Here is a 20,651-nt window from a genome sequence, read left to right on the forward strand (position 1 = left end):
GGGGATATGCCCTTGGGGGCGGGCGGGCGCTGGGGGAGGATGGCGGGACGGCGCCCGCGGCCCCCGGCTGGGGTCGGGGCGGCGCGGGCCGCAGCCGCGCCGGGGCGGGCAGACACGAGGTGGGAGCGATGAGCGTGGGCAGCGAGCGCGCGGTGACGGCCGAGTCGGAGGTCGCGGAGATCTGCCGCGACCTGATCCGGATCGACACCAGCAACTACGGCGACGGTTCGGGCCCGGGGGAGCGGAAGGCGGCCGAGTACGTGGCCGAGCAGCTCGCCGAGTTCGGGCTGGAGCCGCAGATCTTCGAGTCGGCCAAGGGGCGGGCCTCCACGGTGGTGCGGATCGAGGGTGAGGACCGGTCCCGGCCGGGCCTGCTGATCCACGGGCACACCGACGTGGTGCCGGCCAACGCCGACGACTGGCGGGTGCACCCGTTCTCCGGGGAGATCACCGACGGCTGCGTGTGGGGCCGCGGCGCCGTCGACATGAAGGACATGGACGCGATGACCCTCGCGGTGGTCCGCGACCGGCTGCGCACCGGCCGCAAGCCCCCGCGCGACCTGGTGCTCGCGTTCCTCGCGGACGAGGAGGCCGGCGGCACGTACGGCGCCAGGTTCCTGGTGGACCGGCACCCGGAGCTGTTCGAGGGCGTCACCGAGGCGATCGGCGAGGTCGGCGGGTTCTCCTTCACCGTCAACGACCGGGCCCGGCTGTACCTGGTGGAGACGGCGGAGAAGGGCATGCACTGGATGCGCCTGACCGTCGAGGGCCGGGCCGGGCACGGCTCGATGGCGAACGACGACAACGCGATCACCGAGCTGTGCGAGGCGGTGGCCCGGCTCGGCCGGCACCAGTTCCCGCTGCGGATCACCAAGACCGTCCGGGCCTTCCTGGACGAGCTCTCGGACGCGCTGGGCGTCCCGCTCGACCCGGAGGACATGGACGAGACGCTGCGGATCCTCGGCGGCATCGCCAAGATGATCGGCACCACCCTGCGCAACACCGCCCAGCCGACCATGCTCGGCGCCGGCTACAAGGTGAACGTGATCCCCGGCCAGGCCACCGCGCACGTGGACGGCCGCTTCCTGCCCGGCTACGAGGAGGAGTTCCTGGCCGAGCTGGACAGCGTCCTCGGCCCGCGGGTGAAGCGCGAGAGCCTGCACCACGACAAGGCGATCGAGACCAGCTTCGACGGCGCCCTGGTCGAGGCGATGCAGACCGCGCTGCGCGCCGAGGACCCGATCGCCCGGGCCGTCCCGTACTGCCTGTCCGGCGGCACCGACGCCAAGTCCTTCCAGGACCTGGGCATCCGCTGCTTCGGCTTCGCGCCGCTGCAGCTCCCGCCGGAGCTGGACTTCGCCGGGATGTTCCACGGCGTGGACGAGCGGGTGCCGGTGGACGGCCTGAAGTTCGGCGTGCGGGTGCTGGACCGGTTCATCGACCTGGCCTGACCCGGCGTACGGGAGAACGGGCGGGAAGACGGTCGGGGAAACCGGCGGGGAAACGGTCGGGGAAACCAATGGGGAAGCGATCGGGCGAACCGGCGGGGAAACGGTCGGGAACGGCGGGGCCGGAAGTCGGACTAGTCGGTCCAGCATCAGAGCTGCCGAGCATCCGAAATGGCGATCACCTGTTCGCTTGATCACTTCAACGGGTGAATGCGGTTCCGGCCCCGTGTCCCGCTCGTGGCGGCTTCGTTCTTCCGGGTGCAGCCCGGGGGAACGGGCTGGAAACGACCAGGAGGAGCAGTTCAGATGAAGGCCAAGAAGATCGCTGCCGTTGTCGCCGCCACCGGTGGCCTGGTGCTCGCGGGCGCCGGCGCCGCCTCGGCGCACGGCGGCGCGCACGCGGACGGTTCCGCGGTCGCCTCCCCGGGTGTGCTCTCCGGCAACCTGATCCAGATCCCGGTGCACGTCCCGGTGAACGTCTGCGGCAACACCATCAGCGTGATCGGCCTGCTCAACCCGGCGTTCGGCAACGCCTGCCAGAACGTCTGAGCGGGCCCGTCGCTGATCGACGGGGCGCCTGACCGCGAGTATCCCGCCCCCGCGCGACCCCCTGTGTCGCGCGGGGGCGGACGCGTGTCCGGGCGCCTGTTCGGGCGCGCGCCGGGGCGGGGTGCCGGGAGCGTGCGGGCTCGGTGCCACGACCGGGTGAACGCCGCGGTTCCCGGGGAAAGGCGCAGCTCACCCGATCGGATGAACTGACTGCAGATGGCTCAACCTTCACCGTCACGGGTCGTTGATGTAGTGCTGCCGCCGTCGCGGCAGGCAATTCCGACTATCGGATCGCCGACGGGTTCCGGGTGACGGAAATCCGGGGAACCGGAAATCCGGCCCGGGCCGGTCGGCACGGATCCGTCGAGTGAGAAACAGCAAGGGGAGTCAATGCGACAGGTCGCCAGGAAAGGCCTCCTCACGGCCATGGCCACCGGCAGCGTGCTGGCCTCGACCGCGGGCTACGCCCACGCGGCCGCCGATGCGCACGGCGTGGCGGCCAACTCGCCCGGCGTGGGCTCCGGGAACGCGGTGCAGGTGCCCGTGGAGCTCCCCGTGAACGCCTGCGGCAACACGATCAACGTGATCGGCCTGCTCAACCCGGCGTACGGCAACGACTGTTCCAACGTCAGCACCGGCGGTCACACCGGCACCAGCGGTCACACCGGCACCAGCGGTCACACCGGCAGCGGCCGCCACGCCGACGGCAGCACCGCCGGGTCCGGCTCCGCCGCGAGCGGGACGGCCGCCGGCTCGCCCGGCGTCGCCTCGGGCAACAACGTGCAGGTGCCGGTCACCGCGCCGGTCAACGCCTGCGGCAACTCGGTCAACGTGGTGGGCCTCGGCAACCCGGCGTTCGGCAACGACTGCTCGAACACCCCCGCCCCGCCGCCGCACACCACCCCGCACACCACCCCGCCGACCACTCCGCCGCACGGCCACGACTGCCCGGAGACCGGCGGCGAGCACAGCACCCCGCCGTCCACGCCGTCCACGCCGCCCACCGACCGCAACGGCGGCCCCAACGGCGACGAGCCGTCCGTTCCCGCCGCGCCGCAGACGCCCGTCACCCAGGCCCGGGCCGCCGCCCCCGCCGTCGCGGGCCAGGCGCAGCTGGCCTCCACCGGCGCGTCCGGCCTGGAGGTGCTGGCCCCGGCCGGGATCGCGCTGCTGCTCGGCGGTGGCGTGCTCTACCGCCGCTCGCGGTCCCTCGCCCGCCGCTGACACCCGGCTGACACCGGGCCGCCGCGCCCGCACCACCGCACGCCCGCGCCCGGGCGCCCCGCCGTACGCGACAGGAGGGGTGCCCGGGCGCGGGCGTGCGGTGACTGGTCGGTGGATCCCCGCTACCAGGTGGAACGGACCTGCCGGATGATCCGCCGCTTCAGCCGGACCGTGCGACTGCCGTCGGGGAACAGCCGGAGCCGGTCCAGCTCCCAGTTCCCGTACTCGGCGTGCTCGGTGAGGAGCTGCCGCGCGGCGTTCCTGGTGGTGCCGCGGGGCAGGCGGAGCGACTGGTACTCGTACTCCGGAAGCCGGGCCGTTTTGGTAGGGATCAAGGCGTCTCCTCCGCTGCTGTGCTGCCTGCAAGCCTACGGCGCGTCGCCGACAGGTCGCCGGTTCGGGTACGGCCCGTCCGGCTGGACGGTCCGAGCCTCGCCCCGGCCCGAGCTGATCGTCAATCAGTTTTCCCGTACCGGGAGGGATACCCGCCCCGGAGCGCCCCGATGCGCGAGCGGGCACGGCCGGGAACGGCCGGGGGAGCGGGCGGAGGACCGGCCGGGGATCGGCCGGGCGGGGGCGGAACCGCTCGGGCGGGGCCCGGGAGACCGCCCGCGGTGGCGGTCGCAGAAGCACCCGGAACGGACATCGGGGGTGAACTTGCCCGGTTTTAGCGGCTGTAGGTGACAACCGCTGTGCGTGTCGTCGCCAGGTGGAGATAGCGTCTGCACCATGTCTGATGCCGCGCAGCTGACCATCACCGAGGTACGGGCCGCCGCAGAGGCGGTCAAGACCGCCATCGACCGCCACCTGCAGGCCGTCTCCAGCTCCACCGAATCCGGCGATCCGGTCGTCGTCCACGCGTACGAGGAGCTCGCGGCGGCGGCCATCGCCTACGACCAGATCCTGTACGAGGTCTACGACGAGGTCACCCCCTTCGAGATCCCCGGGGACGACGCCGGGTCCGGGTACCAGGGCCCCGAGCACCCCGAGGCGATCAGCGTGCTGATCCGCCGCGACTACCTGATCGCCGACCCCAAGCGGCTGCGCGCCCAGGCCGAACGGGTCGACGAGTCGCTCGCGCCCGGCGAGGGCGCCGAGGGCGAGGTGACGGCGGCGATCGGCGTGCTGTTCGGCGAGTACGAGCCGGACGAGATCGCCGCCCGCGCCGAGGAGTTCGGCCTGGAGGAGGGCGACTCCACGCTGTGGGTGTCGGCCGCCGAACCGTCCGACCCGGGCGAGTGGCTGCCCGAGCCGTTCGACGGCGCCGACCCGGAGCTGCTGATCTGCCGCTTCGACGTCAGCGAGGTCTACGACGACGAGCTCGACGAGCTCTGAGCGGCCCGCCGCCCGCTCCCGCCCGGCCCCGCGCGGCAGAGCACCGCACGGGGCCCGGCGGGAGCGGGGGAACAGGGGGGACGGGCACGCGGACGGACGGGCCCGTCCGACCGGCGGTCGGTGACGCGCCCCGGCACCCGCGCGTCCGGGGGCGGCCGGAGAACGGCCGCACAGGCGGCGGGCGGGGTGCGGTTCCGACTTCTCGGGCCGCTGGAGGTCGGCCGGGCGATCGACCGGATGGGCGCGGCCCGGATCTCCCGGGGGCGTCCGGCGCGGGCCGGGGAGTACCGGGAGCAGGCGATCCGGGTCTTCGCCGCGGTCGGCGGAGGGGAAGTCGAAACGGTGCGCCGGCGGATGGCCGAGCCCTTCTCCTGACTTCGCGTCCGGGGAATCCCGATTACCCGCCGAATTCCCCCTCGGCCCATTGCCAACGCATTGCCAACCGATGGCCCGCCCATTCCGGTAATTCGCACGCCCGGGGGTGCCCCCCCGCCGCCGCCCTTCCGGAGCGGGCGGCTCCAGACCGGGGCCGCCGGCTACTCGTCGGCTCCCCGCCCGCCCTCCGCCCGCCAACCCGGGCGCGGGCCGGACCGCTTCGGAGAATTCGCGCGCGAACGCGTCCGAATTCGGCTACCGTTCGGGCAGCAACGGAGTCGCATTCCGGCCTTCCGTCCCGCGGGAGCGGAACACCGGAATGCGGTCGCCGATGCGGCCGTACGTCGCACGGGGGACTACTGCCGGTCCACGGCGGACGAGGGAGAAGCGCTTCGACGGTGAGGCGCCGGGGGATTGCGGCGGCTCTCCCCCACCCGAGCCCGCCGAACGGCTGGCCCGGCAGCAGCGTGTACGTGTACCGCGGGTGCGGCGGCGGGGGGTGCCCCGCCGCCGCACCCGCGGCTCTTTCCCGGTCCCGAGGCTCCGGCCCGGGAGGGCTACTGCGCGGTGAGCACCGAGCGCAGCCGGGTGGTGCGGTCCTGCGCGGGCCGCTCGGTGACCGCCTGGTCCAGCGCGGGGCCGGCCGCGTGCACCACCGACAGGTGCCGCTCGGCCCGGCCGAACGCCGAGTACACCCACTGCCTGGTCAGCTGCCCGGCCGCCTCCGGCGGCAGCACCACGACCACCGCGGGCCAGCGCCGCCCGACCGCCTGGTGGGCCGTCACCGCCCAGCCGTGGCGCAGCTTCCGGGCCTGCGCCGGGGTCAGCGTGATCCGGCCGCCGTCGGCCAGCTCCACGTGCAGGCCGCCCGCGTCGCCGTCCAGCACCCGCCCGGGCAGGCTGACGCCCAGCGCGGGGGAGTGCACCACCCGGTCGCCCGGGTCGAAGCCGCCGAACCGGCCGGGGCCGGGGTTCAGCCGGGCCTTGGCGGCCGCGTTCAGCGCCCGCGTCCCGGCCGGGCCGCCGTGGCCCGGGGTCAGCAGCACCGTCTGCTCGGACGGGACGGACAGCGCGCGCGGGATGGAGTCGGTCAGCAGCTGGACGGCCCGGTGCACGGCCTCCCCGCCGTCCCGCGCGGTGAGGATCACCACCTCCTTGTCCGGGGCGTCCACCGGCTGCAGCTCGCCGACGCCGACGCCGGAGACCAGCTCGCCGATCGGCCCGGGGTCGGGCGTCCGGGAGGCCACCGCCGGGCAGGTCTTGGCGGCCCGCAGGTCGGCGAAGAACCGGCCGGGGCCGGCCGACCAGAGGCCCTCCGGGTCTCCGGAGAGCACCAGCCGGGCGCCGTCCGCCACCGCCTCCAGCAGCGTCGCCGCGGTCTCCACGTCCAGCAGCGGGGCGTCCAGCACCACCAGCACGTCGAGTTCGAGGGTTCCGTCCACCGCGCGCGGCACGTCCGCGCCGTACAGCAGGTCGTTCAGGGTGCCGATCCGCCCGGCGGCGGGGGAGCCCTCCGGCAGCAGCGCCGCCAGCGCGTCCCGCCCCTGGCCGGTCCAGGTGGCGGCCCAGGCCCGCAGGCCCAGCCCGGCGGCGGCGTGCAGCAGCGCGGCGGGCTCGGCCCGGGCCGCCTCGCCGCCGGTGTGCAGCACCAGGCCGGAGCCGGCCGCGGCCCGCACCAGCGCCTGCGCCGAAGGCGAGGGCGCCGCCGCGGCGGCCTCCTCCCAGGCGGCCGGACCGGGCTGCGCGGACGCGCCCTCCGCCCCGGCCTCCGCCCCGTCCTCGACCCGGTCCTCCGCCCCGGCCTCCGCCCCGTCCTCGACCCCGTCCTCCGCCGCCGCGGCGTCCCCGCCCGGGACGAAGGTGGACAGCAGCCGGACCAGGCCCTCGCCGAGGCTCTCCTCGGCCAGCGCCAGCCGCTCCAGGGCGAGCATGGTGCGGACGGGCGGCTCCTCGTCCTCGTCGTGGCTGCCGGGGGGCATCGGCAGTTCCTCCTGGAACGGCATCACCCGCCCGTCCACCAGCACCGCCTGCAGCGCACCCTCCGGGTCCGGCACCCGCTGGGCGCGCAGCGCCTCGGCGACCTCGCCGAGCTCCTGGGCCGAGTGCCCGCGCAGCGCGGCCTGCTCCAGCAGCCAGGACACCAGCGCCTGGGCGCGGCGCTGGTCGCCCGGCTGGGCGGCCGGGCCGAGCAGCGCCTTGGCGAAGCCGTCCGCGTGCTCGGGGCGCACCCCGGGCAGCGAGAGCACCGCCCACGGGTCCTCCCGCAGCTGCTCCGCCGCGCCCTCGCCGAGCGCGGCCAGCGCGGGGGCCGCCAGGTCGGCGGGCGCGCCGCCGGCCGCCAGCACCTCGGTGACGGCGGCCAGCGCGGCCTTGCGCTGCGCGTCGTCGACGGGGGCGCCGGCAGCGTCGAGGGGCGCGGCCGGGCGGCGGACCGGCCGCGCGGACGGGCCGTCAACCGGGCCGCCGGCCGGACGCCCGGACGGGGCGTCAGCGGACGGGACGCCGGTGGACGGCTGCCCGGCGGACGGCTGCTCGGCGGACGGTTCGCCGGTGGAAGGCCCGTCGGCGACCGGCCCGTCGTCGGCCGGAAGGTCGTCGGCCGGAAGGTCGGCGTCGCGCGGGCGGGGCGGGGCGATGATGTCGTTCGCGTTGATCGCGCCGATCGCCTTGGCCAGCGCGGCCACCGCGGCGGCGCGCTGCTCGGCGGTGAGCGGCGCGTCAGCCGTCCGCCCAGCGCTGTCGTCCGGGGTGTCCGGGGCGGCCGTCGGCTCCGCCGGGCGCTCGGCCGGGCTCTGCTCGGGGGTGGTCATCGCGGGAAGGCTCCTTCGACGGGCGGGCGGTCACAGCTCCGTCCAGCCCTGGTCCGGGTAGCGGTGCACCGGGGCCGACACGTCGTCCAGCGCAGCGCGGATCTCACCCGGAAGCGTAAGCGCCTCGACCGACAGCGAGGACTGCAGCTGGGCGGCGGTGCGGGCGCCCAGCAGGGTGGCCGACACGCCCGGACGGTCGCGGACCCAGGCGAGCGCCACCTTCAGCGGGGTGGAGGCGAGCCCGTCGGCGGCGGTGGCCAGCGCGTCCACGATCCGCCGGGAGCCCTCGCCCAGGTACGGCTGCACCGATCCGGCGGGGTGCGGGGAGGTGCCGCGCGACTCGGGGGGCACGCCGTGCCGGTACTTGCCGGTCAGCACGCCCCGGCCGAGCGGCGAGCAGGCCAGCAGGCCGACCCCGGCGTCCAGCGCGGCGGGCAGCGCCTCGCGCTCGATGCCGCGCTGCAGCAGCGAGTACTCCAGCTGGACGGAGGCCAGCGGGGTGCTGCCGGGCAGCGCGTGCTGGCGGGCCGCGGACTTGGCCAGCTGCCAGCCGCTGTACTGGCAGACCCCGACGTACCGGGCCCGGCCGGAGGAGACCGCCAGGTCGAGCGCGTGCAGGGTCTCCTCGGTGGGGGTGGCCGGGTCGTGCGCGTGCACCTGCCACAGGTCGACGTGGTCGGTGTTCAGCCGGCGCAGCGAGGCGTCCAGGGCGTTCAGCAGGTGGCCGCGGGAGGCGTCGCGGCGGCGCGAGCCGGGCAGCGCGCCCGCCTTGGTGGCGATCACCAGCTCGGAGCGCGGGACCAGGCCGTCCGTCAGCCGGGACAGCAGGTACTCGGCGCCGCCGTCCGCGTACACGTCGGCGGTGTCCACCAGGGTGCCGCCCGCGTCCACGAACGCCTTCAACTGCTCGGCGGCCTCGTGCTCGTCGGTGTCCCGGCCCCAGGTGAGGGTGCCCAGACCGAGCCGGGAGACCCGCAGGCCGGTCCGGCCGAGCTGTCGCTGTTCCATCGCGCCCTCCGTCAAGCCCGCTGCGTCAACAACGATGGTGCAGGTCGGGGGTGGTGCCCCCCACGTGCTGTGAGGGTAGCGGCGAAACCCCCCAGGGTTCGGGAGCACCCGCGCGCCGCGCCGCCGCGCGCGCCGGGGTGTGACCCGCACCACCCTTACCGGTCAGTAGCATGGCCCGGGCAACGCGGCTACGCTCACCCGCACCACCCGACTGGAAGGCTTGGGCACATGCGACTCGGGATCAACCTCGGCTACTGGGGACTCGGCCTGGACGCCGACAACATCGCGGTCGCCCAGGAGGCCGACCGCCTCGGGTACGCGGTCTGCTGGGCCGCCGAGGCGTACGGCTCGGACGCCGCCACCGTCCTGTCCTACGTGGCCGCGAAGACCGAGCGGATCGACGTCGGCTCGGCGATCTTCCAGATCCCGGCCCGCACCCCCGCGATGACCGCGATGACCGCCGCCACCCTGGACACCCTCTCCGGCGGCCGCTTCCGGCTCGGCCTCGGTGTCTCCGGCCCGCAGGTCTCCGAGGGCTGGTACGGCGTCAGGTTCGACAAGCCGCTGGCCCGCACCCGCGAGTACGTGGAGATCGTCCGCAAGGCGATGTCCCGCGAGCGCCTGGTGCACGACGGCGCCAACTGGACGCTCCCGCTGCCCGGCGGCCCCGGCAAGCCGCTCAAGCTCACCGTCCACCCCGTCCGCGAGCGCGTCCCGCTCTACATCGCCTCGATGGGCCCCAAGAACCTCGAACTCACCGGCGAGATCGCCGACGGCTGGCTCGGCCTGTTCTTCGCCCCCGAGCACGCCGCGCTCTCCGTCGACGCCCTCGCCGCCGGCCGGGCCAAGGCCGGGCTGACCCTGGACGGCTTCGACCTCTGCCCCACCGTCAACATCGCCGTCGGCGCGGACGTCCGGGCCGCCGCCGACACGCTGCGCGACTACACCGCCCTCTACCTCGGCGGCATGGGCAGCAAGGAGAAGAACTTCTACAGCCAACTCGCCCGCCGGATGGGCTTCGAGCAGGCCGCCGACGAGGTCCAGACCCACTACCTGGCCCGCGACAAGGCCGCCGCCGCGGCCGCCGTCCCGCACGACTTCATCGACGCCACCGCCCTCCTCGGCGACACCGCCCGCATCGCCGACCGCATGCAGGCCTACGCCGCCGCCGGCGTCACCACGCTGACCCTCGCCCCGGCCGGCTGGACCCTCGACGAGCGCGTCGCCGCCCTGCGCACCGGCGTCGAGGCCCTGGAGCGCGCCGGGCTGGCCTGACCGTCCGGCCCGCCGCCGCCCGGCCGGACGGGCGCCCGCCGCACGCCGTCGGGGGGAGTGCGCGCGGCGGGCACCCGCCCGGCCGGGCGGGGGTCACGGGGAGTCGCCGGGTGTCACCGGGGGGACGCGAGGGCGAGGCCGCCGGCCGGGACGCCCGCGAAGAAGGACAGGATCTGCCGGTTCACCTCCTCGGGCTGCTCCAGGTACCCGAAGTGGCCCGCGTGCCGGATCAGCCGGTGGACCGCGCCGGGGATGGCGCGGGCCACCTCGGCCACCAGGTGCGGCGGCGTGACCAGGTCGTCGGCGAAACCGATGACCAGGCACGGCGTGGTGATCGAGGCGTAGGCCGCGAGCCGTGCCGGGTCCGGCTGGACGGCGAGCTGGTGGCGCAGCCCGGGGCCGCCGGACACCGACTGCTCGAACACCGCGAGCCAGTCGGACACCGCGAGCTCGTCGTCGAGCGTGCGCGGGGAGAGGTTCTGGATCGCCTGCAGGGCCGCGTGGTACCGGGGCGGCAGCTCGACGCCGGAGTCCAGCAGCTCGATCTCGCCCCGGGCCGCCGCCGCGCGCAGCGGGTCGTCGCGGCCCCGGGTGGCCATCAGGACGGCCGCGGTGGCCAGGTCCGGCCGGGCCAGCAGCAGTTCCTGCACCACGTGGGCGCCGAGCGAGGTGCCCACCAGGCGGCACGGCCCGGCGTCCAGGTGCTCGATCAACCCGGCGAGGTCCGCCACCAGGTCGCCGGCCGTGAGGCCGGGCCCGCCGGGGTCGCTGGGCGGCACGCCCCGGGAGTCGTACGTGATCACCCGGTAGCCGGCCTCCACCAGCGCCGGCACCTGGTGCAGGGACCACGCCCGGCCGCGACCGCCCGCGCCCATGACCAGGACCACCGCCTCCGGGTCCGTCCGGCCGGCGGGCAGGTGGTCGTCGTAGTGCAGCCGGACCCCGCCGACGGTCGCGGTCCCCATCAGCGCGCGCCCATCCGGTCGGCGAGGCTCTTGGGGCGCATGTCGGTCCAGTGCTCCTCGACGTACGCCAGGCAGGCCGCGCGGTCCGTGTCGGCCAGTGCGACCGACCAGCCCGCGGGGACGGCGGCGAACGCGGGCCACAGCGAGTGCTGGCCTTCCGCGTTGACCAGCACCTTGAAGGACGCGTCCTGGTCGTCGAACGGGTTGCTCATCGTCTGCTCCTGAGGTCGCAGGTCTCGTCGTGGAAGTGGAAGAGGGGCGGTGCGCCGGGGTTCAGTCGAGCGGCTTGCCGGAGACCAGCGTCTCGGCGTACCCGAAGACGTGGCCGCGCCCGACCTCGACCGGCCGCAGCGAGGCGAAGTCGGCGTCGAGCACGTCGAAGATCTCCAGGTCCGCGTCGCCCGACCACACCTCGGAGAACTCGACGCCGGTGACGGTCGAGGTCACCAGGCCGGAGGGCGGCTGCTCGCCGGCGACCCACGGCGGCTGGACCCGGCTGTGCACCAGCGGCACGTCGTGCAACTGCGGCACGCCGGTGGCGAGTTCGGTCGCCCGCACCGAGGCCCGGGCGATCCGCCGGCCGCCGGTCGAGGCGGTGCCGTGGTAGGTGCCTGCGGCGGAGCCCAGCGGCCCGGCCCGGCCCACCCGCATCGGCCGGGTCTGGTGGACCTCGCCGAACTGCTTCGGCATGCCCTGCACCCAGCCGCGCAGCAGCGGCACCGACTGGTCGACCCAGGCGTACGGGCAGCGGGCCAGCGGGCGGCCGCGGTACTCGCAGCTCAGCAGGATCAGGAACTCGCCGAACTGGCTGCTGCCCGGCTCGGCCAGTTCCTCGCCCGCCTCCGAGCACCACTGCCAGTGCGCGAAGACCGCCGCCGCCCGGCCCGGGTCGGCGCCCGGGTCGAGCCCGGGCGGCAGGAACGCCGCGGCCGCCTCCGGGTCCACCCGGTAGTCGACCATGACGACCTCCCCGGCGAAGTGCCAGGGCGGCGGGGTCAGCGTGGCCGACGTGCCGGAGGGGGAGAGCGGAAGGCTGTAGCCGCGCAGGGCGCTGACGGCGGGGCTGGTCATCGGGGGGACTCCTCGTTTCTCCAGGCGGCGGCGAGCCGGGCGGCTCCCTCCGCCAGACGGTCGGGCGGGTTGAGGCTGTACGCGAGCCGCAGGTGGGTGCCGCCGGCACCGCCGAAGCGGGAGCCCGGCGCCACCGCGACGCCCGCGTCGCGGGCCGCCGCGACCAGCGCCCCCTCGTCGCGCCGCGGGTCGAAGGTCAGCCAGGTGAAGAAGCCGCCGGTCGGGCGGTCGACGGTCACCGACTCGCCGAGGCCGGCCCGCAGGGCCGCCATCAGCGTGTCGCGCCGCAGTCGCAGTTGGGCCCGCAGCCAGGACAGCCGCAGGTCGTAGCGGCCGTCGCCGAGCAGCATGGCGACCGCCAGCGAGGTCAGGTGGTTGAGCGCGCCGCCGCTGACCAGCTGTCCGCGCGCGGCCAGCGCCCTGACGACCTCGGGTTCGGCCTCCAGCCAGCCCAGCCGCAGGCCGGGTCCGAGCGTCTTGGCGAACGAGCCGAGCCGGATCACGCCCCGCCGTTCGGCCAGCGCGGCGAGCGGGGGCGGCAGGGCGACGCGGTCCAGGCACAGTTCCGCGTACGCGTCGTCCTCCACGATCGGCACGCCGTGCCGGGCGGCGACCGCGAGCAGGTCCCGGCGGCGCTGCTCGCCGGCGACCGTGCCGGTCGGGTTGTGGAAGGTGGGCGTCAGGTAGACGAACGCCACCCGGCCCGCGCCGGTCCCGGCCAGCGCCCGCTCCAGGGCGTCCGGCCGGACGCCCTCCCCGTCGGCGTCCGCCTCGAGCACGCGCAGCCCGTGGTCGGCCATGATCCGGCGGCCCAGGTCGTAGGAGGTGCGCTCGACCACGACGTGCCGGCCCGGCTCGCCCAGGACGCCGCACAGCAGGGCCAGCGCCTGCGAGGTGCCGGCGGTGACCAGGACCTCGTCGGGGGCGCAGCCGTGCCGCTCGCCCAGCAGGACGCGCAGCGGCTCGGCCCCGGCGTTGGCGCCGTAGGTGAGCGCGGCGGGGCCGAACTCGGAGAGCGCCTCCGCGTAGAGCGGCAGCACCTCGCTCACCGGCAGCAGGCCCGGCTCCAGGTAGCCGGGCTCCAGGTCGACGACGCCCGGCGGCGCGACGGCCTGCACCACCCCCGCACGCCACCAGCGGGCGTGCGGGAGCGGCGAGACCGTCGCGCGGGACGGGACCATCAGCCGTGCTGCCGGGCGGTGCCGAGCAGTGCCGCGCGCAGCACCCGGGCGCCCGAGACCAGGGTGGAGGGGTTGCGGGACAGCGCGAGGCGCAGCATCCGCTCGCCCTCCTGGGGCCGCGCCCAGTGGAACTTCTGGCAGGGCAGCACGTACAGGTTGTCCGAGCTGACCGCCGACCAGACGTCCATGCCCATCCGCGAGCCGACGTGCAGGCGCTCCACGCTGACCTTGGCGTCGGCGTCGACGAAGCCGATGTCGGGGACGTCGGCGAGTTCGGCGCGCACCAGGGCCCGGTTCTCGGCGATGGTGCGGTGCAGGTCGACGAGGCCGCCGTCGGCACCGTCCTCGGCGAACCGCTTGACCATGAGCAGGATCAGCGGCGAGGTGCCGAGCAGGATGTCCGAGTGGATCTTCTCGATCGGCAGGTCCACGTTGGCCGAGCGGACCAGCCAGCCGATCTTGAGTTCGAGGGTGGGCCAGAGCTTGCCGGTGTCCTCGATGACCACCCAGCGGCAGCCGACCTCCTCCAGCACCGCGTAGTGGTCGAACTGGGCGGCGGGGTCGAAGCCGCGGAACGAGGTGTCCAGGGCCAGCACCACGCCGTGCTCGGCGCACTGCTCGGCGAGCCGGCGCAGGCGGGCCTCGGTCATCACCCGGCCGGTGGGGTTGTTCGGGGTGGTGATGAAGACGCAGCCGACCCGTTCGAGCAGTTCGTCCGGCAGGTCCGCGTCGTGGGCCGCCTCCTCCTCGACCGGGACGAGTTCGAGGCCGACGCCGCGCAGGATGTCGGGGATGTTGTCGAAGGTGGGGTGCAGCAGCGCGATCGCGTCGGAGGTGGTGACCAGCGAGCGGGCCAGGATCTCCATGGCGAGCGAGGACGAGTAGCAGCTGAGCGTCCGCCCGGCCGCGAACGGGTGGCTGTGCTGGCCGAGCATTCCGAAGAACGCGTCGGCCGCCTCCCGCTCGATCTCCGACACCGGGCGCATGACGGCCTCGGCCCACATGCTCGGCAGCTCGGAGACGATCTTGCCCTGCACCGCGGTGAGCTGCTGACGGGCGTGCCCGTCGGCGAGGTTCATCGAGCTGTCCAGGGCGAGCGTCTCGAATTGGGTCAGGTTCTCCGCAGAGACCGTCGGAAGAATTCTGTTCACAAGCACCTCTCATGCTTGGAGCCGCGGCGGACGGCCGCGACTCACCGGCGCCGGAGCGTCGGGATAGGAATCGAATGACCTGTCAGCAGAACGCGAACTGGGTGAGCAACTGCTCGGTGTCGTCGATCCGGTCGCCCGAGAGCAGACCGGTCTTCCCGACGAAGCGCTTGAGGTAACCGGCGCCCTCGGTCCCGCCGGACCCCTTGATGTCCGACAGGTAGCGGCGGCCGAACCCGTAGTGCCGGCCGCGCCAGACGTGCAGTGGCGCCTCGCCCGTGGCGAACGCCTCACGTACCCAGGCGTCGGCGGCACCGGCCGCGGCGTCGCTCAGGGACGTGAACTCGTGGAGCGGCGGGTCGAGCAGCGGGGCCAGGTGCGCGAACCCCTTGTAGACCTCGACCTTGCGCTCGTCGTAGCCGTACACCACCAGTTCCATCAGGTGGTAGTTGAGCGACTGGACCGCGCTGGCGCTCCCGGTCGCCTCCCGGAATCCCATGAAGAGCTCCGGGGTCAGCGTGCGGAGGGAGTGGAAGAGCGCGTTCAGCAGCTCGGTCACGGCGGCGAACTGGGCCAGCCGCAGCCGGCACTCGGCGTCGTCGCGGCCGATCGCCTCGGTGGCGCGGCGCGCGGTCCAGCGGATCAGGTGGAAGACGACCTCGCACGCCTGCACGGTGCGCATGAAGATGTGCTCGTCGTGCTTGTCCGAGCGGCGGAAGCCCGAGCAGCGGTCGACCACCAGCAGGTCGCGGACCAGCCCGTCGTCGAGCGCGGCGGACCGGACCAGTCCGGCGTTCGCCACGGTGCGGTCCGGGCCGAGCGGGGCCCGGGACAGCCGGTCGAGCACCGCCTCCAGCCGGCGCACCCGCTCCGCGCCCTCCTCGGCGGTGGTCTCGTGCAGTCCGGCCTCGCGCAGTTCGAGCGCGATCAGGTCGGTGACGAGCGAGTGGATCAGCAGCAGGCCGGCCCCGTAGGCGTCGTCCCGCCGGTCGAGGTACCAGCCGATCACGTGCAGGCCGGTGTAGCGGTAGTACTCGGGGATGTCGAGGCGCCGGCTGAACGGCCGGGTCAGCAGCCGCAGGAGCTCGTTCTCCTCGGTGTCCGGCCCGGCCGCGGCCGCGTCGTGGCGGTCGGAGAGCCGGCGGACCTCCTCCTCGGGCAGCGCGGCGATCGGCGTCGCGTGCAGCCGGGCGGCCAGCTCGGCGCAGCTCTCCGGCAGCGTCCGCGGGCGGTCCGGAGCACCGGCCCCGGCGGGGCTCACCGTTCGGACCCGCGGTCTGCGCGCCGGCCGATGACCAGGTGCTTGTCGCCGCCGGAGCGCCGGACCTCGCCCTGTTCGAAGCCCGCCCGCCGCAGCAGCTCCAGGTACTCGGCCGCGGTGCGGTGCCGGCCCTGGGTCTCGAAGTGCATGGAGAGGTTCATGACGGCGGCGGCCGGCGGGCCGCTGCGGTCGTCGTCGAACAGCCTCTCCATGACCAGGATCCGGCCGCCGGGGGCGCAGGCGTCGTACGCCTTGCGCAGCAGCGCCGCGCAGGTCTCGTCGTCCCAGTCGGACAGGATGTAGCCGAAGGCGAAGCAGTCGCCGGCCGGCAGCGGGTCGCGGAAGAAGTCGCCGGCCTCGAAGCCGAGCCGGTCCTCCAGGTGGTGCTCGGCGGCCCGGGCGGCCAGGTGCGGGCCGACCTGGGGCAGGTCGAAGACGGTCGAGCGCAGCCGGGGGAAGGCGCGCAGGGCGGCCACCGAGAACGGGCCGCTCGCCCCGCCCACGTCGATCAGCTGCCGGGAGTCCTCCAGCCCGGCCAGGGCGGCGAGTTCGTGCGAGACGTGGTGGCTGAGGCTCCACATCGCGTTCAGGAAGCGGCCCACCGACTCGTCGTCGCGGTAGAGGGTGTCGAACGGCGCGGGGGCGTCGCGGTCGGCCTCGGCCTTGCCCACCTCGAGGTAGTCGGCCAGCCGGCCGAACTGCTCGGTGGTGCTGCCGATCAGGTGGCCGACGAATCCCATCAGGTAGCGGGGGTCCTCGCGGTCGACGTACGGCCGCACGTCCGCGGCGAGGGAGTAGTGCCCGTCGTCCGCGTCGAGGATGCCGAAGGAGGAGAGCACCAGGAGGAGCCGTTCGAGGGTGTCCTCGTCCACGGCCAGTGCGGCCGAGATCTTCCCGGCGGTGTCGCCGCCGTGTCGTACCAGGTGGTCGAAGACGCCGTTCCCGTCCGCGACGTGCAGGGCGTGGGTGGCGTACAGGCCGTAGACGGCGCGTTCCAGATTCGCAGGAATCATTGTTCTCGCTGCCCATCGATGCGTGGGAATTGTCATTCTCGAACGGGGCCGCGGGTGTCGGACGCGACCGCCGGGATCTCGGGGCCGGATCGGCCCGGCCCGGGCGGTGGGAGCCCCCCGAGTCGTCCAGAAGTATTTCGGCGGGCACGGCGGACCGGCCATGTAGTTGCCTGCAGAGTGAAACCCACAGTTCGGGGGCGCTTTCGGGCGGCGGCGGCCGGCCGGCGGGCCGCGCGGGCGGTCCCGATCCCGGGCGGGTCGGTTCCGGCCCCGATTCGAACTCCCCGTGACGGCGAGGGGTCGGGGAGGCCGACGTGGTCCCATGGCCGGTTGAAATCCGGGTGCCGGTGGTCGGGATCAGGTCATCCGGTGCGGCCGGGCGGCGCGGACGGAAAAGGGGACCGTGCAGGTCGGGGCTGTTTTTCGGAATCCTCCGGACGTTTTCGAAGATCGTTTTCGGCTGGAAGCGGCTTGATCGGGAGTGGCCGGGGCCGGTAGCGTCTCCGGGAAAACGGGGAAAGGATCCGTAGTGGCCGGTAGGCATGCCCTGTTATTGGAATCCGTGACCAAAACCTATGGTTCGGGCCGGAATGCGGTCACCGCCCTGGACGACGTGACGATCGGCGTTCCGCGCGGGACGTTCACCGCGATCATGGGCCCCTCGGGTTCGGGGAAGAGCACGTTCCTACACTGCGCGGCGGGCCTGGACCAGCCCACCAAGGGCGACGTGTTCCTCGGCGACACCCGGCTCAGCGGCCTGAACGAGGAACAGCTCACCGAGGTCCGCCGGGAGCGGGTCGGGTTCGTGTTCCAGGCGTACAACCTGCTCGACTCGCTGACCATCGCCGACAACGTGGGCCTGCCGTTCCGGCTGGCGGACACCCCGGTCCCCAAGGACCGGGTGCTCTCCGAGCTGGCGGACGTCGGGCTCGCGGAGATGGCCGACCGCTACCCGGGGCAGCTCTCCGGCGGCCAGCGGCAGCGCGTGGCGATCGCCCGGGCCCTGATCACCGGGCCCGACGTGGTCTTCGCCGACGAGCCGACCGGCGCGCTCGACACCCGCACCGGCCGGCAGGTCCTGCAACTGCTGCGCGGCGTCGTCGACCGGACCGGCCAGACCGTGGTGATGGTGACGCACGACCCGGTCGCCGCCTCGCACGCGGACTCGGTGACCTTCCTGGCGGACGGCCGGCTGGCCGGCGAACTGGTCGGGCCGACGCCGGAGCGGGTGGCCGACCGGATGACCAGGCTGGGTGAGTGGTGAGTCGCGGGGGCGCCGTGAAGGGGGCGGAACCGCCGCTGGACAAGAAGGGCGCGAAGGCAGCCGCGAAGGCCGCCGCGAAGGCAGCCGAGAAGGCGGAGCGGAAGGCGGAGAAGCGGGCGCGGAAGGCGAGGAAGCGCAAGGGGCGCACGCTCTCCCGGCAGAACCTCGCCCTGGCCTGGAGCACGGTCCGCGGCCGCAAGGGCGGCTTCGCGGCGGTGCTGATCGCCGTCGCGGTCGGCTCCGCGGTGATCACCGCCTGCGGCGTGCTGCTGGAGACCGGCATCAGCTCGGGCGTCCCGGCCGAGCGGTACCACCGGGCGTCCGTGGTCGTCGGCGGCTACCAGGCCGTCCCGGTGCCGGGCGACACGGACCCGCGGCTGTCCGAACGGGTCAGGGTGCCCGCCGGCACGGTGGCCCAGGTCGCCGCGGTGGCGGGCGTGGAGCGCGCGGTCGGCGACGTCAGCGTCCGGCTGAGCGTCCTGCGCGAGGACGCCGCCCTGGACGGCCCGCCGGTGTACGGGCACGGCTGGTCGGCCTCGGTGCTGGCGCCGTTCACCGTGCGCGGCGGCGCCGAGCCGAAGGCGGACGACGAGGTCGCGCTCGACGAGGACCTCGCCCGCCGGGCCGGGGTCGGGCCGGGGGACACCGTCACGCTGGTGGCAGGGTCGACCCCGGCGGCGTACCGGGTCAGCGGCGTCGTGCGGTCCGAGGGGCCGCTCGACCGGCAGTCGGCGGTGTTCTTCACCGACGGCCGGGCCACCGAGCTCTACGGCACCGCCGACCGGATCGACGCGGTCGGCGTACTGGCCGCGCCGGGCACCGGCGCGGGCGAGCTGGCCGACCGGATCACCAAGGCGGTGCCCGGGGTGGTCGCCTACACGGGCGACGACCGCAGCGACGTCGAGACGCTCGACGTCGGGCAGATGCGGTCGTTCGTCATCGAGGTCGCCAGCGCGTTCGGCGCCACCATGAGCCTGCTGGTGGTCATCGTGGTCTCCGGCACCCTGGCCCTCTCCGTCCAGCAGCGCCGCCGCGAACTGGCCCTGCTGCGGGCCGTCGGCGCGACCCCCCGGCAGGTGCTGCGCATGATCGGCGGCGAGGCCGTGCTGGTCGGCGGGATCGGCGCCGCGCTCGGCGCCGTCCCCGGCATCCTGCTGGCCCTGCTGCTGCACCGGGTGTTCGCGGCGGTCGGCGCGCTGCCGTCCGGGTTCTCGCTGGTGATCACCCCGCTGCCGGTGATCGCCGCGCTGCTGGTCTGCGTCCTCGCGGCCCGGGTCGGCGGCTGGCTGGCGGCCCGGCGGGCCGCGAAGGTCAGCGCCGTCGAGGCGCTCGGCGACGTCGCGGTGGAGCCGAAGAAGCTCGGCTGGTTCCGGCTCACCGTCGGCGCGCTCCTGGTCCCCGGCGGCCTCGCCGTCGCGGTCGTGCTGCCGATCGTGCTGCCCGGCGAGTCGGCGGTCGAGGGCGCCGCCAGCTCCGCCCTGGTGCTGGTGGTCGCGATCGGCCTGCTCGGGCCGAAGCTGTTCGGCGGCATCGCGGGGATGCTCGCCCGCCGCCGCCGCGGCGGCGTCACCCGGTTCCTGGCCCTCGCCAACTCCAAGGCCCGGGCCCGCCGGCTCAGCTCCGCCACCACCCCGCTGATCATGGGCGTGACCATGGCGTCCGCGCAGCTGTTCAGCGCCACCACGCTCGCCGCCACCGCGCACGACCAGGCGGTGGCCGGCGTGATCGCCGACCGGGTGGTGCTCTCCGACGGCGCGGGCATCTCGCCCGACCTCACGGAGAAGCTCCGCGCCGTCCCCGGCGTCCGGACGGTCGGCCCGGTCGCCCGGACGTCGACCGTCCTCACCTGGGGCACGGGCGACAGCATCCAGTACCGGATCTCCAGCGCCCAGGGCGTAGACCCGGCGGCCGTGCCGGCCACCATGGACCTCGGCGTCCTGCGCGGCGACCTGAACCGGCTCACCGGGAACGCCACCGTCGCGCTCAGCCGCATGGTCTCCGGCACGGTCGGCGCCGACGTCGGCGGCCGCGTCGACGTCCACCTGGGCGACGGCAGCGTCGAGAACGCCGAGGTGGTCGCGGTCTACGAGAACGGCCTCGGCTTCGGCGACGTCACCCTGCCGCACGACGTGGTGATCGAGCACACCACCGACCACCTCGACCAGTGGCTGATGGTCGACGCCGACAAGGGCGCGGACCTGGACTCCGTCCTGAAGGACCACCCGACGCTCGGCGTGCGGGACGCGGGGGCGCTCACCGCGGCCCCGAGCGACGGGGCCGACGACGGGGTCAGCCTGGTGCTGAACGCCGTCCTGCTCGGCTACCTCGCCATCGCCGTCGTCAACACCCTGGTGATGGCGACGATCTCCCGGCGGCGCGAGTACGCCCTGCTGCGCCTCGTCGGCACCCGCACCGGCCAGGTGCTGTCGATGATGCGCCAGGAGGCCGCGCTGATCGTGGTCTCCGCGGTCGTCGTCGGCACGCTCGCCGCACTGCCCTCGCTGATCGGCATGAGCTACGCGATCCGGCACTCGGTGTTCCCGTCGATCCCCCCGCTGACCTACCTCGGCATCGTGGTCGCGGCCGCGGCGGTCGCCTGGCCGGCCGTCATGCTGCCGGCCCGGCTCGCGCTGCGCCCGCCGGCGGTGGAGGCCATCTCGCAACCGGAGTGAGGAGGGACCGCGGCGCACCCCCGGGTGGGGCACGGCTTCGGCCGTGCCCCAC

At 74.8% G+C, this 20,651-nt stretch carries 18 protein-coding genes; 8 read left to right on the forward strand and 10 right to left on the reverse strand.

All coding sequences use genetic code 11. The annotated features are described in order from the left end of the window. The first annotated feature begins 128 nt into the window (after positions 1-128). The 3 genes from OO48_RS03680 (at position 129) to OO48_RS03690 (ending at position 3,221) form a co-directional block, all read left to right on the forward strand. Positions 129-1,451 carry a M20/M25/M40 family metallo-hydrolase gene (locus tag OO48_RS03680; RefSeq protein ID WP_033212761.1) on the forward strand — a complete coding sequence of 441 codons (1,323 nt, stop codon included), beginning with the start codon at positions 129-131 and terminating at the stop codon, positions 1,449-1,451. Positions 1,452-1,754: 303 nt separating this feature from the next. After that, positions 1,755-1,997 (forward strand): chaplin, encoded by a 243-nt coding sequence (locus OO48_RS03685; RefSeq protein ID WP_033212762.1) that lies wholly within the window; start codon positions 1,755-1,757, stop codon positions 1,995-1,997. Positions 1,998-2,423: 426 nt separating this feature from the next. Next, positions 2,424-3,221 (forward strand): chaplin, encoded by a 798-nt coding sequence (locus OO48_RS03690; protein WP_342449627.1) that lies wholly within the window; start codon positions 2,424-2,426, stop codon positions 3,219-3,221. A gap of 122 nt (positions 3,222-3,343) precedes the next feature. Here OO48_RS03690 and OO48_RS03695 read toward each other — a convergent pair whose 3' ends face one another. After that, a complete protein-coding gene (locus OO48_RS03695) occupies positions 3,344-3,553 on the reverse strand; it encodes a DUF5703 family protein (protein ID WP_033212879.1) in 210 nt (69 codons plus the stop codon). Between the two features lie 397 nt (positions 3,554-3,950). On the opposite strand from OO48_RS03695, the gene OO48_RS03700 reads away from it, so the two are divergent. Next, the gene (locus OO48_RS03700) at positions 3,951-4,556 is read left to right on the forward strand and encodes a hypothetical protein (protein WP_033212764.1); all 606 of its coding nucleotides are present in this window, start codon (positions 3,951-3,953) and stop codon (positions 4,554-4,556) included. 186 nt (positions 4,557-4,742) lie between these two features. Further along, positions 4,743-4,931 carry a hypothetical protein gene (locus OO48_RS03705; protein WP_033212766.1) on the forward strand — a complete coding sequence of 63 codons (189 nt, stop codon included), beginning with the start codon at positions 4,743-4,745 and terminating at the stop codon, positions 4,929-4,931. A 557-nt stretch (positions 4,932-5,488) separates the two neighbouring features. On the opposite strand, the gene OO48_RS03710 is transcribed toward OO48_RS03705, so the two are convergent. Both OO48_RS03710 and OO48_RS03715 read right to left on the reverse strand, forming a co-directional pair. Continuing rightward, positions 5,489-7,741 (reverse strand): helix-hairpin-helix domain-containing protein, encoded by a 2,253-nt coding sequence (locus tag OO48_RS03710; RefSeq protein WP_033212768.1) that lies wholly within the window; start codon positions 7,739-7,741, stop codon positions 5,489-5,491. Between the two features lie 30 nt (positions 7,742-7,771). Continuing rightward, positions 7,772-8,749 carry an aldo/keto reductase gene (locus OO48_RS03715; protein ID WP_033212771.1) on the reverse strand — a complete coding sequence of 326 codons (978 nt, stop codon included), beginning with the start codon at positions 8,747-8,749 and terminating at the stop codon, positions 7,772-7,774. Between the two features lie 228 nt (positions 8,750-8,977). Here OO48_RS03715 and OO48_RS03720 point away from each other — a divergent pair, with 228 nt between their 5' ends. Then, positions 8,978-10,024, forward strand: coding sequence for an LLM class F420-dependent oxidoreductase (locus tag OO48_RS03720; protein ID WP_033212774.1), 1,047 nt, complete (start codon positions 8,978-8,980; stop codon positions 10,022-10,024). Positions 10,025-10,137: 113 nt separating this feature from the next. Here OO48_RS03720 and OO48_RS03725 read toward each other — a convergent pair whose 3' ends face one another. The 7 genes from OO48_RS03725 to OO48_RS03755 all read right to left on the reverse strand — a co-directional run bounded on the left by OO48_RS03725 (position 10,138) and on the right by OO48_RS03755 (position 16,663). Then, the gene (locus OO48_RS03725; protein WP_033212775.1) at positions 10,138-10,989 is read right to left on the reverse strand and encodes an alpha/beta fold hydrolase; all 852 of its coding nucleotides are present in this window, start codon (positions 10,987-10,989) and stop codon (positions 10,138-10,140) included. Beyond that, positions 10,989-11,201 (reverse strand): MbtH family protein, encoded by a 213-nt coding sequence (locus OO48_RS03730; RefSeq protein ID WP_033212777.1) that lies wholly within the window; start codon positions 11,199-11,201, stop codon positions 10,989-10,991. Before OO48_RS03730 ends, OO48_RS03725 begins: the two co-directional genes overlap by 1 nt. A 61-nt stretch (positions 11,202-11,262) precedes the next feature. Then, the gene (gene mppR, locus OO48_RS03735; protein WP_033212778.1) at positions 11,263-12,060 is read right to left on the reverse strand and encodes an enduracididine biosynthesis enzyme MppR; all 798 of its coding nucleotides are present in this window, start codon (positions 12,058-12,060) and stop codon (positions 11,263-11,265) included. Further along, positions 12,057-13,241, reverse strand: coding sequence for an aminotransferase class I/II-fold pyridoxal phosphate-dependent enzyme (locus tag OO48_RS03740; protein ID WP_081951890.1), 1,185 nt, complete (start codon positions 13,239-13,241; stop codon positions 12,057-12,059). The genes mppR and OO48_RS03740 overlap by 4 nt, the downstream gene beginning before the upstream one ends. Then, on the reverse strand, positions 13,241-14,392 hold the full coding sequence (mppP, locus tag OO48_RS03745; RefSeq protein WP_051731692.1) for an enduracididine biosynthesis enzyme MppP: 1,152 nt from the start codon (positions 14,390-14,392) through the stop codon (positions 13,241-13,243). The genes OO48_RS03740 and mppP overlap by 1 nt, the downstream gene beginning before the upstream one ends. Positions 14,393-14,474: 82 nt before the next feature. Continuing rightward, a complete protein-coding gene (locus tag OO48_RS03750; RefSeq protein ID WP_051731693.1) occupies positions 14,475-15,650 on the reverse strand; it encodes a tryptophan 2,3-dioxygenase family protein in 1,176 nt (391 codons plus the stop codon). Further along, on the reverse strand, positions 15,647-16,663 hold the full coding sequence (locus OO48_RS03755; RefSeq protein ID WP_033212780.1) for a methyltransferase: 1,017 nt from the start codon (positions 16,661-16,663) through the stop codon (positions 15,647-15,649). Before OO48_RS03755 ends, OO48_RS03750 begins: the two co-directional genes overlap by 4 nt. A 553-nt stretch (positions 16,664-17,216) precedes the next feature. On the opposite strand from OO48_RS03755, the gene OO48_RS03760 reads away from it, so the two are divergent. Together OO48_RS03760 and OO48_RS03765 are read left to right on the forward strand one after the other, a co-directional pair. Next, entirely contained in the window at positions 17,217-17,927 is a 711-nt protein-coding gene (locus OO48_RS03760; protein WP_245194512.1) for an ABC transporter ATP-binding protein, read from the forward strand. A 14-nt stretch (positions 17,928-17,941) separates the two neighbouring features. Beyond that, a complete protein-coding gene (locus OO48_RS03765) occupies positions 17,942-20,599 on the forward strand; it encodes an ABC transporter permease (protein ID WP_245194513.1) in 2,658 nt (885 codons plus the stop codon). The last annotated feature ends 52 nt before the right edge of the window (positions 20,600-20,651 follow it).

The sequence above is a fragment of the Kitasatospora phosalacinea genome (assembly GCF_000716545.1).
Taxonomy (GTDB): Bacteria; Actinomycetota; Actinomycetes; order Streptomycetales; family Streptomycetaceae; genus Kitasatospora; species Kitasatospora phosalacinea.